This is a genomic window from Nostocoides australiense Ben110 (assembly GCF_001050535.1).
In the GTDB taxonomy this organism is placed as follows: Bacteria; Actinomycetota; Actinomycetes; order Actinomycetales; family Dermatophilaceae; genus Nostocoides_A; species Nostocoides_A australiense.
The window spans coordinates 375,373-390,039 of record NZ_HG764815.1 but is presented as its reverse complement, the minus strand read 5'-3'; the positions used below and the strand labels follow the sequence as shown (position 1 = coordinate 390,039).

7 protein-coding genes, 1 tRNA gene and 1 riboswitch are annotated in these 14,667 nt (G+C 68.5%); of the genes, 4 read left to right on the top strand and 4 right to left on the bottom strand.

The window, feature by feature from the left end:
- Positions 1-224 precede the first annotated feature (224 nt).
- The 4 genes from BN11_RS01805 to BN11_RS25750 all read left to right on the top strand — a co-directional run bounded on the left by BN11_RS01805 (position 225) and on the right by BN11_RS25750 (position 6,192).
- Positions 225-1,382 carry an acyl-CoA dehydrogenase family protein gene (locus BN11_RS01805; protein WP_048693689.1) on the top strand — a complete coding sequence of 386 codons (1,158 nt, stop codon included), beginning with the start codon at positions 225-227 and terminating at the stop codon, positions 1,380-1,382.
- 316 nt (positions 1,383-1,698) lie between these two features.
- Positions 1,699-3,876 carry a hypothetical protein gene (locus BN11_RS01800; RefSeq protein WP_157043923.1) on the top strand — a complete coding sequence of 726 codons (2,178 nt, stop codon included), beginning with the start codon at positions 1,699-1,701 and terminating at the stop codon, positions 3,874-3,876.
- Between the two features lie 29 nt (positions 3,877-3,905).
- Positions 3,906-5,108, top strand: coding sequence for a S53 family peptidase (locus BN11_RS01795; protein WP_053083966.1), 1,203 nt, complete (start codon positions 3,906-3,908; stop codon positions 5,106-5,108).
- A gap of 232 nt (positions 5,109-5,340) precedes the next feature.
- Positions 5,341-5,483: riboswitch (cyclic di-AMP (ydaO/yuaA leader) on the top strand.
- A 10-nt stretch (positions 5,484-5,493) separates the two neighbouring features.
- Positions 5,494-6,192, top strand: coding sequence for a transglycosylase family protein (locus BN11_RS25750; protein WP_048693683.1), 699 nt, complete (start codon positions 5,494-5,496; stop codon positions 6,190-6,192).
- 67 nt (positions 6,193-6,259) lie between these two features.
- Here the strand turns inward: BN11_RS25750 and BN11_RS01785 are convergent.
- From BN11_RS01785 to rplL, 4 genes are all read right to left on the bottom strand, one after another.
- Positions 6,260-6,332 (bottom strand) — tRNA-Thr (locus tag BN11_RS01785).
- 93 nt (positions 6,333-6,425) lie between these two features.
- On the bottom strand, positions 6,426-10,331 hold the full coding sequence (locus tag BN11_RS01780) for a DNA-directed RNA polymerase subunit beta' (protein ID WP_048693679.1): 3,906 nt from the start codon (positions 10,329-10,331) through the stop codon (positions 6,426-6,428).
- A 144-nt stretch (positions 10,332-10,475) separates the two neighbouring features.
- Positions 10,476-13,955 carry a DNA-directed RNA polymerase subunit beta gene (rpoB, locus tag BN11_RS01775; RefSeq protein WP_048693676.1) on the bottom strand — a complete coding sequence of 1,160 codons (3,480 nt, stop codon included), beginning with the start codon at positions 13,953-13,955 and terminating at the stop codon, positions 10,476-10,478.
- Positions 13,956-14,387: 432 nt separating this feature from the next.
- Positions 14,388-14,667: 50S ribosomal protein L7/L12 (gene rplL, locus BN11_RS01770; RefSeq protein WP_048693674.1), on the bottom strand; the 280-nt coding region annotated here is incomplete at its 5' end.

Genomic DNA, 14,667 nt, shown 5'->3' with positions numbered 1-14,667 from the left:
GCGAGGCCTTCGCCGGCCACGCGGCCTGGGGCAAGGAGCACTTCGGCCCCTGGGTGAACCGGCACCTGCACGGCCGCTCCTCCGGCGACGCCCTCGCCGCCAAGCGCCCCGCTCCGGCACCCATACCGCCCGCCCGCCTCACCGCCGACCCCGCCCGCTAAGTCCGACATCTGGCGGGCTATGACCCGCCAAACGTCGGAGATACCGCTGGGTAGGCTGCGGGTATGCCCGTCGAACGCCTGATGCCCACCGACGAGAGTGCCGACCTGATCGATCTGGTCCGAGAGATCACCGAGAAGGAGCTGCGGCCGCGGGCCGACGCTTCCGAGGCGGCCGCGGAAAAGAGCGACGCCTTCCCGCGTGACGTCTTCCGGATGCTCGGCCAGGCCGGGTTGATGTCGCTGCCCTATCCGGAGGAGTTCGGTGGGGCCGGGCAGCCCTTCGAGGTCTATCTGCAAGTGCTGGAAGAGCTTTCGAGCGCGTGGATGGCAGCCGGGCTGGGCATCTCGGTTCATACGCTGACGTGCTACCCGGTCTTCACCTATGGCACGGATGAACAGAAGGCCGACCTCCTGCCCGACATGCTCTCCGGCGAGACCCTGGGTGCCTACGCCCTTTCGGAGACCCAGGCCGGCAGCGATATCGCCTCGATGACCACGCGCGCCCGCCGCGACGGCGACGACTACGTCATCAACGGCAAGAAGGCGTGGATCTCCCATGCCGGGCACGCGGACTTCTATACGACCTTTGCGCGCACCTCCGACGACGGGGGGCGTGGGGTGTCGTGCTTCATCGTTCCCGCCGACACACCTGGCCTCTCCTTCGGCGCGCCGGAGCGCAAGATGGGACTGCACGGCGACACGGTGCGGGAGGTCATCTACGAGGATGTGCGCGTGCCCGCCTCGCGGCGGATCGGCGAGGAGGGCCAGGGGGTGCCCATCGCGCTAGCGGGGCTTGACTCCGGGCGCCTCGGAATCGCTGCTGGCGCAACGGGTTTGGCACAGGGCGCGCTCGACTTGGCGGCACTGTATGCCGTCGAGCGCGAGCAGTTCGGCCGGCCGATCGCGTCGAATCAGGGGTTGGCGTTCGTCATCGCGGATATGGCTGCGGCGATCGGCGCCGCCCGCGCTACCTACTTGCATGCCGCTCGCCTGCGCGATGCCGGGCGCTCCTTCAGCAAGGAGGCCGCCATCGCCAAGCTCGTGGCCACCGATGCCGCGATGAAGGTGACCACGGACGCGGTGCAGGTGCTCGGTGGCGCGGGCTACACCCAGGATTTCCCTGTGGAGCGCTACTTCCGCGAGGCCAAAGTCACGCAGATCTTCGAGGGCACCAACCAGATCCAGCGCCTGGTCATCTCCCGGCACGTCCTCGGCCGCTGAGCTCAGAGCGACTTTCCGCCGCTGGCGAGCAGGTCACGGGCGCGGATGCGGTCCGCAGAGATTCGCCGCAACGAAGCCTTGACATACCCGGTATATGGGGTGTGAGGATCGGGTCAGGCACCGACGAGCGCAGACACCGTCTGCACGAGCCCGGGACGGCGCCACGCAGGGGATGGATCACGTTGCCACGTCTCGAAGCACGCGCCGGTGGGGCGCCATGTCGTCCTCCCCGCTCGAGATCCCACCCGCCTGAAACACCGGAGCGGTCTTCGGACACTCAACGTTTGCCAAACCTCAACACCGAAAGGCGTGACGGATGAAGAAGAACCTCATCGCGGCGATGGCGGGCAGCACGGTCCTGGCCGCCGGCGTCGGTGCCGGCACCGCGACGGCCTCGAGCCCCGCCCCGGCAGCCGGCACCAGGCCGCCCTCCCGCACCTGGACGCCAACGGCGCCATCCAGCGTCTCAACAGGAGTGGCCGTCCTCCCGAATGGGGATCGCGTTGGCGTGCAACGCAATCCGGGCGCGGCGCCCACTGTGACTGCGCCGGCTGACCTGGCCAGGGCGGGGGCGCGCAGCATGACGATCGGGACGACGACCTATGTCATCCCCCGGCGCATGTCAGGAGTTGCAGGCCGGGTCTTCGACAAGGCCCTCTTCGACGTCGGCACTCTCGCCGCGCGCGGCAGCGGCCGCACCGCCGTCAACGTCACCTACGCCAGTTCCTCGGCGCCCACGGCCGTCCCGGGCATCGTGATCACCGCTCGCACGGGCACGACCGCCACCGGTTATGTCGACGCCGCCAGCAGCGCCGCGCTCGGTCGCGCGCTGGCGACGACGGACGCCAAGACCCTCTTCGCCCACGTCCGCACGGTCGCGCCACCCGCGCAGCCGGCGGCCACGCCACGCTGGCCCATGGTCACCGTCACCATCCGGCTCATCGGCCTCGACGGACGCCCGCTGGATGACCTGGTCGGGTTCACCAATGTCGTGGATCCGGGCAAGGGCAACGGGATGGTTTTCACCACGCACGGCATCGCCAAGATCAGCGTTCCCGCCGGCACCTATCAGCTGCTGGGGAGCACGTTCACCGAGGTGGCCGGCAAACCGGTCGTTGCGATGGGCGCGGGCCGCGAGACCACCGTGGGCGACGGGGACGAAATCGTCCTCGACCTGCGCAAGGCCACCATGCGGCTCAAGACGAGCGTCAACAAGCCCGTCGTCAACCCGTTCTGGGCACAGTCCGTCAATCGTGAGATCCAGGGACCGACCGGCGGCGTGGGCTTCAGCCTCAGCGCCCTCGGTGACGACAGCTTCTCCGTGCGAGTCGTGCCGACCGTCGGGACCTTGCACGGCATCCAGTCGTTGACCAAGGACTACCTCGCCGTCTCACCGGGCGGGGTCACCCCCGCATACCGCTTCGCCACCCACTACTCCATCGACGGGCGCATCCCCGACGGCACGATCGTCAAGCACAGCGACGCCTCGAACCTGATGACCTACAAGGATCGCTTCACCGGAGTGCGAAGTCTCGCGTCGGCGAGTTTCGCGCGGGCGGTCATGGGTCCCGGCGGCGGCTGGTCGCTCGGGGCGCCACTGCCCGGCGACCGCCTCACCACCTACGCGACCGCTGGGCCCGGGCTCGACCACAGCGCTCGCCTGGACCAATACATCAGCTTCGACCCGACATTCACCACCAAGGGCAGTTTCGCCTCACCGCCCGCCGCCTCCCCCAAGCCGGGCACGATCAAGAGCGTCGTCTGGGGTGTCGGCCCCCTGCATCAGCGGTATGCCGCCCCGCCGGCCAGCGCGCCGTTCAAGATCTGTCCGGCGTGCGTCGCCGACGGCGTTTTCAACGTCGAGGCGCCGCCGCTGAGCACCAACGCCCAGTTGGGCTCCGCCGACCGCGTCGAGCCAGACATCCTCGGCCGCGTGACGATCAAGGCCGACGACACGGTTCTGTATGCCGGTCAGGGCCAGTTGTCCGGCTACTCTGCGCTTCCTGCGGGGACCAAGTCCGTGACGACCACCCATGTCGCCACCCGCTCCGGCGCCGTTTTCCCGCGCACGACGGTGCTGTCGACGAATTCGTCGACCAAGATGGCGGCCTCCTTCCCGGCACCCGACGGGTGGATGTGCCTCGCCGAGACGGGTTGCCGGGTACTGCCCTTCCTCAGCGTGGACTACCGCATCGCGGGTCAGACCGCCCTCGGCGCGCTGCCGGCCGGCAAACGCCGACTCGACCTCACGGTCAACCAGGTCGGCCGGGCCACCGCAAAGGGGGTCACGTCCGTGAAGGTCTGGGTGTCGTATGACGGGAAGACCTGGACCGCTGCCCCCGTCACCGGGTCCGGCGCCCAGCGCGCCGTTGCGCTGACCATCCCCGAGCCCGGGTCGGGGCGCACTGGAGTCAACCTGAAGGTGTCGGTCGCCGACGCCGCCGGTTCCACCTACACCGAGCAGATCACCGGCGCCTTCGGGCTGGCCGGCTGATCGCGGACGGCACGAGAAAGCGAGAAACCATGCGTCGCAACACTTTCCGGCGGGCCGTGACCGCCGCCACCGCCGCCACCACGCTGGCGTTCGGGTTGACGCCCACCCTCGGCGCCAGCGCGACCCCGACCACAGCGGACTCGCCTCGCGCGAGCCGGCCGTGTTCGGCCGAGACACGCGCCGAATACGCCCGGTGCATGAGTCAGTTCCGGCAGGAGAACGCGCGCCGTCTCGACTCGAGGGGCACCCCGCCCGGCATGACTGCGGCCGACCTCCGCTCGGCATACAAGGCCCCCGCCAAGGGCGCACACACCACGGTCGCCATCATCATCGCCTTCGACAACCCCAATGCGGAGAAGGACCTCGCGGTCTATCGCAAGACGATGGGCCTGCCGCCGTGCACGACCGCCAACGGCTGCTTCACCAAACTGAACCAGCGCGGCGTCAAAGGCGACTACCCGCAGCCGGACGGCGGCTGGGCCCTGGAGGGGTCGATGGATCTCGACATGGTCTCGGCGGCCTGCCCGACCTGCAAGATCATGCTCGTCGAGGCCGACGACAACTACATGAACAGCATGGCCGAAGCTACTCGCACCGCGACCCGCAAGGGCGCCACCGTGCTGTCCCACAGCTATGGCGGGGGCGAAGGCGGCTATATGTGGCAGTTGCGGGACGCCTACGAGAAGCCCGGGACGATCTCTGTGGCCTCCTCCGGTGACTACGGGTTCATGCAAGCCTCCACCCCTGCGGTGTTCCGCAAGGTCCTCGCCGTCGGCGGCACGACTCTCACCAAGAAGCCCGGCACCGGGCGCGGCTGGGACGAGGACGTCTGGAGCGGCAGCGGCAGCGCCTGCTCGGCCTACGTGATGAAGAGCCCGTGGCAGAAGGACACCCACTGCCGGATGCGCACCGTCGCCGACGTCTCCGCCGTCGCGGACCCCGCCACCGGGGTGGCGGTCTACGACACCTATGAGAACCCGTTCGGGCTCGAACCGGGCTGGATCATCGGCGGTGGCACCAGCGCCTCCGCCCCCTACATCGCCGGCCTCATCGGCCTGAAGGGCAACGGCAGCACGTTCACCAGCCGCACCCCCTACGACAACCGAAGCGCCTTCTTCGATGTCGTCGGCGGGGCCAACGGCCTGTGCGGCGGCGACTACCTGTGCAACGGGCTGAAGGGGTATGACGCCCCGACCGGCGTCGGCTCCCCCCGGGGCCTGGGCGGGATGTAACCACCCGGCATACCCTTAGGGACGCGCCGGTGACCACTCGGTCACCGGCGCGTTCTCGTGCCCAGCGCACACGGCATACCGTGACCCGCACCGCACAGCGGGTGGACAGCAATTGCACGGGAGGGGTGCGATCCCGTACCTTTCCGGGGGCGGCGTTGGCCGCCGACAACTGGATAACTCACCAATTCATCCGATCCGGCGCGCGCCCAACCATCCAACGTCCGGATCCTTCGGGCCCGAGATGCCCCACCGGATGGCTGGGGGAACCACTACTGACCGGCAGCGATGCGGGTCTTGGGGTGCAGCCGCACTGCGGCAGGGAACCTGACCTCCCTAACCCGACAGCTCACCTCAGCGGCGCCAGTCAGGAAAGGACTATCCCCCCATGGCTCGCGCCACCTCCTATGTGGGTCGCCACCGCACCCCGCGTCCCCTCCGCTCCCGCCTCGCGGGCCCCGGCATCGCCGGCGCTGCCGCGGCCGGCGTCCTGATCGCCCCCGGCGTCGCCCACGCGGAGCACGTCTGGGACCGTGTCGCCGACTGCGAGTCGAGCGGCAACTGGTCGATCAACACCGGCAACGGCTACTACGGCGGCCTGCAGTTCTCCTACTCCACCTGGCTCGGCTTCGGCGGCGGCCAGTACGCCTCCTACGCCCACCAGGCGTCCAAGGCCGAGCAGATCGACACCGCCCAGGAAGTCCTGAAGGTGCAGGGACCCGGCGCCTGGCCTGTGTGCTCGGTGCGGGCCGGCCTGACCGTCTCGAACGGTCTTGCGGTCAACCCGTGGACCGACTCGACGGGCACGACGGGCGGCACCGGCACCAGCGGCGACCTGGTCGTCGACGGCGTTCTCGGCCCGAAGACCTACTCCGCCATGGAGAAGTGGATCGGCCGCCCGGTCAACGGCAACTGGGGCACCGAGGACAAGAAGGCCCTGCAGCGCAAGGTGAAGGTCTACCCCGACGGGATCGTCGGCCCCATCACCACCAAGGCCCTGCAGCGCGTCATCGGCCACAGCCAGACCGGCGTGTGGGGCAGCAGCACCACCAAGGCCCTGCAGACCTACCTCAACCGCGTCCTCTAGGACGCGGACGACAAAGCGCGAATGGCCCCGGGACAACGTCCCGGGGCCCTTTTCGCATCTCCACCGGAGCCGCCTGCCGGAATCGAACCGGCAACCTGCCGCTTACAAGGCGGCTGCTCTGCCAATTGAGCTAAGGCGGCGCGGGCGACGCCGCGGCGACCGCCCCGCATACCTTAACGCCCGCTCGGCAACCGGCCGAACCGAAACCCGTCGAGGGTTTCGGACGAGGTGCGTCAGTCGAAACGGTCGAAGCCGAGTTCGGCGTCGTCGAGGCGGATCGCCTCGCCGGTGCCGGACCCGAAGACCGGGTAGGCGTACTCGTCGTAGTTCGGCATGGCGTACATCGCGGCGCGGGCCTCAGCGGTCGGCTCGACCTTGATATTGCGGTAGCGGGTCAGGCCGGTGCCGGCCGGGATCAGCTTGCCGAGGATGACGTTCTCCTTCAGGCCGAGCAGCGGGTCGGACTTGGCCTCCATCGCGGCCTCGGTGAGGACGCGCGTGGTCTCCTGGAAGGAGGCCGCCGACAGCCACGAGTCGGTCGCGAGCGAGGCCTTGGTGATGCCCATCAGCTCGGGGCGACCCGAGGCCGGGCGACCGCCCTCGGAGACGACGCGGCGGTTCTCCTGCTCGAAGCGTGAACGCTCGGCGAGCATGCCCGGCAGCAGGTCCGCATCGCCCGACTCGATGATCGTGATCCGGCGCAGCATCTGCCGCACGATGACCTCGATGTGCTTGTCGTGGATGGCCACACCCTGCTGGCGATACACGGCCTGGACCTCGTCGACCAGGTGCATCTGCACCTGACGCGGGCCGAGGATGCGCAGCACCTGCTTGGGGTCGATGGCGCCCTGGACGAGCTTGGTGCCGACCTCGACGTGGTCGCCGTCGGCGACCAGCAGACGCGCGCGCTTGCTCACCGGGTAGGCGTGCTCCTCCGAGCCGTCGTCCGGGGTGAGCAGGATGCGGCGGGCCTTGTCGGTCTCCTCGATCTCGACGCGGCCGGTGGCCTCGGCGATCGGAGCGACACCCTTGGGGGTGCGAGCCTCGAAGAGCTCGACGACACGCGGCAGACCCTGGGTGATGTCGTCACCGGCCACACCACCGGTGTGGAAGGTCCGCATCGTCAGCTGGGTGCCGGGCTCACCGATGGACTGGGCGGCGATGATGCCGACGGCCTCACCGATGTCGACCAGCTTGCCGGTGGCCAGGCTGCGGCCGTAGCACTTGGCGCAGGTGCCGACCCGCGACTCACAGGTCAGGACCGAACGGACCTTGACCTCGTCGACGCCGGCGGCGAAGAGCGCCCCGATGACCACGTCCCCGAGGTCGATGCCGGCCTCGGCGAGGGTCTCGCCGTCGACCGTGATGTCCTCGGCGAGGGTTCGGGCGTAGACGGAGGTCTCGACCTCGTCGTTGACGATCCGGGTGCCGGACTCGCTGGTCGCGGCGATCGGCATGGTCAGGCCACGCTCGGTGCCACAGTCCTCCTCGCGGATGATGACATCCTGCGAGACGTCGACGAGACGACGGGTGAGGTAGCCGGAGTCCGCCGTGCGAAGCGCGGTGTCCGCCAGACCCTTACGCGCACCGTGGGTGGAGATGAAGAACTCCAGCACCGACAGACCCTCACGGAAGTTCGTGCGGATCGGGCGCGGGATGATCTCACCCTTCGGGTTGGCCATCAGGCCACGCATGCCGGCGATCTGCCGCAACTGGAACCAGTTACCACGCGCACCGGAGTTGACCATCCGGAAGATGGGGTTGTCCTTCGGGAAGTTGGACTCCATCTCCTTGGAGACCTCGTTGGTCGCCTTGGTCCAGATCTCGATGAGCTCCTGACGGCGCTCGTCGTCGGTGATCAGACCACGCTCGAACTGGGTCTGGACCTTGGTGGCCTTCTCCTCGTAACCACCGAGGATCTCGCCCTTGCGCGGCGGGGTGACCACGTCGGCGACGGCCACGGTGGTGCCGGACCGGGTCGCCCAGTGGTAGCCGGCCTCCTTCAGCGCATCGAGCGAGGCCGCGACCTGCACCTTGCTGTAACGCTCGGCGAGGTCGTTGACGATCGTCGAGAGACGCTTCTTGTCCACCGGCTCGTTGACGAACGGGTAGTCCAGCGGCAAGGCGACGTTGAACAGCGCCCGGCCCAGCGTGGTCTCGACGATGAGCGAGTCGACGCGGCCGTCCTCGGTGACCTCGGTGCCCTCGGGCAGTTCGGTCCCCAGGGCCGGCACGAAGTCGCGCAGCCGCACCCGGATCAGATTGCCCAGCTTGATGGTGCCGGCGTCGAAGGCCATGCGGGCCTCCGCGGGGCTGGCGAAGCTGCGCAGCTGCTCCTGCTTGTCATCGGCGTAGGCCGGCCCGACCTCGGAGGTCAGGTGGTAGAGGCCGATGATCATGTCCTGCGTCGGCATCGTCACGGGACGACCGTCGGCCGGCTTGAGGATGTTGTTGGAGGACAGCATCAGGATGCGGGCCTCGGCCTGGGCCTCCGCCGACAGCGGCAGGTGCACGGCCATCTGGTCCCCGTCGAAGTCGGCGTTGAACGCCGTGCAGACGAGCGGGTGGATCTGGATGGCCTTGCCCTCGACCAGCTGCGGCTCGAAGGCCTGGATGCCGAGGCGGTGCAGGGTGGGCGCACGGTTGAGCAGCACCGGGTGCTCGGTGATGACCTCTTCGAGGACGTCCCACACGACGGAGCGCTGCCGCTCGACCATCCGCTTGGCCGACTTGATGTTCTGCGCGTGGTCGAGGTCGACCAGACGCTTCATCACGAACGGCTTGAACAGCTCCAGCGCCATCTGCTTGGGCAGGCCGCACTGATGCAGCTTCAGCTGCGGGCCGACGACGATGACCGACCGGCCGGAGTAGTCGACGCGCTTGCCGAGGAGGTTCTGACGGAAGCGGCCCTGCTTGCCCTTGAGCATGTCGGACAGCGACTTCAGCGGCCGGTTGCCCGGGCCGGTGACCGGCCGGCCACGACGACCGTTGTCGAACAGCGAGTCCACGGCCTCCTGCAGCATCCGCTTCTCGTTGTTGACGATGATCTCGGGGGCGCCGAGGTCGAGCAGCCGCTTCAACCGGTTGTTGCGGTTGATGACCCGGCGGTAGAGGTCGTTCAGGTCGGAGGTGGCGAAGCGGCCACCGTCGAGCTGGACCATCGGGCGCAGGTCCGGCGGGATGACCGGGACCGCGTCCAGCACCATGCCGGCCGGGTTGTTGTCCGTCGTCATGAACGCCGAGACGACCTTGAGGCGCTTGAGGGCGCGGGTCTTCTTCTGGCCCTTGCCGGTGGCGATGATCTCGCGCAGCGACTCGGCCTCGGCCTCCAGGTCGAAGGTCTCCAGACGCTTCTGGATCGCCGCCGCGCCCATGCCGCCCTCGAAGTAGAGGCCGAAGCGGTCGCGCATCTCGCGGTAGAGGATCTCGTCGCCCTCCAGGTCCTGGACCTTGAGGTTCTTGAACCGGTCCCAGACCTGGTCGAGCCGGTCGAGCTGGCCGTCCGCGCGCCGGCGGATCTGGCCCATCTCGCGCTCGGCACCGTCGCGCAGCTTGCGCTTGACGTCGGCCTTGGCGCCCTCCTCCTCGAGCTGGGCGAGGTCGGCCTCGAGCTTCTTGGCCCGGGTGTCGATCTCGCTGTCGCGGCGGTTCTCGATCTCCTTCTTCTCGACCTCGATCTGCGCCTCGAGCGAGGGCAGGTCGGCGTGGCGCTGGTCGACGTCGACGGAGGTGATCATGTAGGCCGCGAAGTAGATGACCTTCTCAAGGTCCTTCGGGGCCAGGTCGAGCAGGTACCCCAGGCGCGAGGGGACGCCCTTGAAGTACCAGATGTGGGTCACGGGGGCGGCCAGCTCGATGTGGCCCATCCGCTCGCGGCGGACCGCGGCGCGGGTCACCTCGACGCCGCAGCGCTCGCAGATGATGCCCTTGAACCGGACCCGCTTGTACTTGCCGCAGGCGCACTCCCAGTCCCGGGTGGGGCCGAAGATGCGCTCGCAGAACAGGCCATCCTTCTCCGGCTTCAGGGTCCGGTAGTTGATGGTCTCCGGCTTCTTGACCTCGCCGTGGCTCCACTCGCGGATGGACTCCGCCGAGGCCAGGCCGATCCGAAGCTGGTCGAAGTTGTTGACGTCAAGCACTCGGTGCTTCCTTCACTTCCGTTGTGCCGTATTTCGCTCGTATGTCATTGGGCCACAGGGTTTTTGACGCTGGGGCCGAAGGGCGCAAGGCCGGCGGGTGGTATGCCGCGCGCTCACCTCGTCGGTGAGCGCGCGGCATACCGCCTAGACCTCCTCGACCGAGCTCGGCTCGCGCCGGCTCAGGTCGATGCCGAGTTCCTGGGCCGCCTGGAAGACGTCATCCTCGGTGTCGCGCAGCTCGATCGAACTGCCGTCGCGAGAGAGGACCTCGACGTTCAGGCACAGGGACTGCATCTCCTTGATGAGCACCTTGAAGGACTCGGGGATGCCGGGCTCGGGGATGTTCTCGCCCTTGACGATGGCCTCGTAGACCTTGACGCGGCCGTTGACGTCGTCGGACTTGATCGTCAGCAGCTCCTGCAGGGCGTAGGAGGCGCCGTAGGCCTCCAGGGCCCACACCTCCATCTCGCCGAAGCGCTGGCCACCGAACTGGGCCTTACCACCGAGGGGCTGCTGCGTGATCATGGAGTACGGACCCGTGCTGCGGGCGTGGATCTTGTCGTCCACGAGGTGGTGCAGCTTGAGGATGTACATGTACCCGACGGACACCGGCTCGGGGTAGGGCTCGCCGGAGCGGCCGTCGAAGAGGCGGGCCTTGCCGTTTCCGGCGACCAGGCGCTGACCGTCGCGGGTCGGCGTCGTGGACTCCAGCAGACCGAAGATCTCCTCCTCGCGGGCACCGTCGAAGACGGGCGAGGCGACGCGGGTGCCGGCGGGCGCATTGTGAGCATCCGCTGCCATACCCGCGGCCCACTCGGCGCCGTCCGGGACCTGCCAGCCGCGGCTGGCGGCCCACCCGAGGTGCAGCTCGAGGACCTGGCCGATGTTCATCCGGCCGGGCACGCCGAGCGGGTTGAGCACGACGTCGACCGGGGTGCCGTCCTCGAGGAAGGGCATGTCCTCGATCGGGAGGATCTTGGAGATGACGCCCTTGTTGCCGTGGCGGCCGGCGAGCTTGTCACCGTCGGTGATCTTGCGCTTGTTGGCCACGTAGACGCGCACCAGCTGGTTGACGCCCGGGGGCAGCTCGTCGCCGTCCTCCTTGTCGAAGACCTTGACGCCGATGACCGTGCCGGTCTCGCCGTGGGGCACCTTCAAGGAAGTGTCGCGGACCTCGCGGGCCTTCTCGCCGAAGATGGCGCGCAGCAGGCGCTCCTCCGGGGTCAGCTCGGTCTCACCCTTGGGCGTGACCTTGCCGACGAGCAGGTCGCCGTCGCGGACCTCGGCGCCGATGCGGATGATGCCGCGCTCGTCGAGGTCGGCCAGCACGTCCTCGGAGACGTTCGGGATGTCCCGGGTGATCTCCTCGGGGCCGAGCTTGGTGTCGCGGGCGTCGACCTCGTGCTCCTCGATGTGGATCGAGGACAGGACGTCGTCCTGGACCAGGCGCTGGCTGAGGATGATCGCGTCCTCGTAGTTGTGACCCTCCCACGGCATGAACGCCACGAGCAGGTTCTTGCCGAGCGCCATCTCGCCGTTGTCGGTCGCGGGACCGTCGGCGAGCAGGCCACCCTCCTCGACCCGGTCACCCTCGGCGACCACGACACGCTGGTTGTATGAGGTGCCCTGGTTGGAACGCGCGAACTTCGCGACCCGGTAGGTGCGGTGGCTGCCGTCGTCGGCGGCCACGGAGATCAGGTCGGCGGAGACCTCGGTGACGACACCGGCCTTCTCGGCCCGGACGACGTCGCCGGAGTCGAGCGCGGCGCGGAACTCCATGCCGGTGCCGACGAGCGGGGCCTCGCTGCGCACCAGCGGGACCGCCTGACGCTGCATGTTGGCGCCCATGAGCGCGCGGTTGGCGTCGTCGTGCTCGAGGAAGGGGATCATCGCGGTCGCGGCCGAGACCATCTGCCGCGGCGAGACGTCCATGTAGTCGACCTCGTCGGCGGCGACGTCGATCGCCTCACCGCCCTTGGTGCGCACCAGGACCCGCTCCTCGGCGAAGGTGCCGTCGGGGTTGAGCGCGGCGTTCGCCTGGGCGATGACGAACTTGTCCTCCTCGTCGGCGGACAGGTACTGGATCTCGTCGGTGACCGTCGCGCCCTCGACCTTGCGGTAGGGGGTCTCGATGAATCCGAAGGCGTTGATCCGCCCGTAGGACGCGAGCGAGCCGATGAGGCCGATGTTCGGGCCTTCCGGGGTCTCGATCGGGCACATACGGCCGTAGTGGCTCGGGTGGACGTCACGGACCTCCATGCCGGCGCGGTCGCGGGAGAGACCACCCGGGCCGAGGGCCGAGAGGCGACGCTTGTGCGTCAGGCCGGCCAGCGGGTTGTTCTGGTCCATGAACTGCGACAGCTGCGAGGTGCCGAAGAACTCCTTGATCGACGCCACGACCGGGCGGATGTTGATCAGGGTCTGCGGGGTGATCGCCTCGACGTCCTGGGTCGTCATCCGCTCGCGGACGACGCGCTCCATCCGGGACAGGCCGGTGCGGACCTGGTTCTGGATGAGCTCGCCGACGCTGCGCAGGCGGCGGTTGCCGAAGTGGTCGATGTCGTCGGTCTCGACGGCCAGGTCGACCGTCTCGCCGTCACGGACACCGGTGATCGTCTCGTCGCCGCGGTGCAGGGCCACGAGGTACTTGATCGTCGCGACGATGTCCTCGAGGGTGAGGACGGAGTCGTGCAGGTCGACGTCGCGGCCGAGCTTTCGCCCGATCTTGTAACGGCCGACCTTGGCCAGGTCGTAGCGCTTGGGGTTGAAGTAGAGGTTGTCCAGCAGGGTCTGGGCGGCCTCGCGGGTCGGCGGCTCGCCCGGGCGCAGCTTGCGGTAGATGTCGAGCAGAGCGTCATCCTGGCCGGCGATGTGGTCCTTCTCGAGCGTCAGCTCCATGGACTCGAATCCGGCGAACTCCTCGCGGATCTCGGCCTCGGACATGCCGAGCGCCTTGAGCAGCACGGTGACCGACTGCTTGCGCTTGCGGTCGACGCGCACGCCGATCATGTCGCGCTTGTCGATCTCGAACTCCAGCCACGCGCCGCGGCTCGGGATGACCCGGGCGGTGTAGATGTCCTTGTCGGACGTCTTGTCGGGGGTGCGCTCGAAGTAGACGCCCGGGGAGCGGACGAGCTGGGAGACGACCACGCGCTCGGTGCCGTTGATGATGAAGGTGCCGCGCTCGGTCATCAGGGGGAAGTCGCCCATGAAGACCGTCTGGCTCTTGATCTCACCGGTGGTGGTGTTCATGAACTCCGCGGTGACGAACAGCGGCGCGGAGTAGGTCTGGTCCCGCTCCTTGCAGTCCTCGACGGAGTATTTGGACTCCTCGAAGCGGTGATCGCGGAAGCTGAGGCTCATCGAGCCGGAGAAGTCCTCGATCGGGGAGATCTCCTCGAAGATCTCCTCGAGGCCCGAACGGTCCGGCACATCCTTGCGGCCGGCGTCGAGGGCGTCGGCGACGCGCTCCTGCCAGCGCTCGTTGCCCAGCAGCCAGTCGAAGGACTCGGTCTGGAGGGCGAGGAGGTCGGGGACTTCGAGGGTTTCGCGAATCTTCGCGAACGACAAACGGCCGGAAGCCGTCTTTGCAGTTGACTGAGGTGCGGTGCGCGAGGCAGCCAAGGAGGGGTCCTTCCACAGGCCTGTCTGGGTCCGCTATCGGCCCGCGCACACCACGGCGCACGTTCAGGACTCCGAGCGTTCGGCCCGGGACATACCTGTAGCACGTCGAGGAGAGTGTGGGAAGACAGCGCAAAGAAGCACTATACGGCATTTAGGCATGGCTGTCCAAGCCTGTCCAGTCCACGTGGCCCTGGCGGCGGTCGCACTGCGACGCAAAGAGGATGGCGCTAAGACGCCGCCCACGTCAAGCGTAGCGGTCACACGGCGCGTCGCCGAGGGTCGTATGCCGTCGCCCCCCGGACGCCGCACCTGCGGCGAGCGGGCGACATACGAGAACGAAAACCCCTCCCCCGCAACGGTTTTCGTTGCGGGGAAGGGGTGATCGGTAGGGGGCCCGGAGACCGGCTGGTGAGCCTGTCTACAGGGTCACAATCACTTCAGTTCGACGGTGGCGCCGGCGCCCTCGAGGGCTTCCTTCGCCTTGTCGGCGGTGGCCTTGTCGACCTTCTCGAGGACGGGCTTGGGGGCGCCGTCGACGAGGTCCTTGGCCTCCTTCAGGCCGAGGGAGGTCAGCGAGCGGACCTCCTTGATGACCTGGATCTTCTTGTCGCCGGCAGCGGCGAGGATGACGTCGAACTCGTCCTTCTCCTCCGCGGCAGCGGCCTCGCCACCGGCACCACCGGCGGCCGGGCCGGCGGCCGGGGCGGCGACC

What these genes read in the sequence shown, in the direction of transcription:
- BN11_RS01805 (WP_048693689.1), top strand. Translation starts at nt 225, where the DNA reads ATGCCCGTCGAACGCCTGATGCCCACCGACGAGAGTGCCGACCTGATC.
- BN11_RS01800 (WP_157043923.1), top strand. Translation starts at nt 1,699, where the DNA reads ATGAAGAAGAACCTCATCGCGGCGATGGCGGGCAGCACGGTCCTGGCC.
- BN11_RS01795 (WP_053083966.1), top strand. Translation starts at nt 3,906, where the DNA reads ATGCGTCGCAACACTTTCCGGCGGGCCGTGACCGCCGCCACCGCCGCC.
- BN11_RS25750 (WP_048693683.1), top strand. Translation starts at nt 5,494, where the DNA reads ATGGCTCGCGCCACCTCCTATGTGGGTCGCCACCGCACCCCGCGTCCC.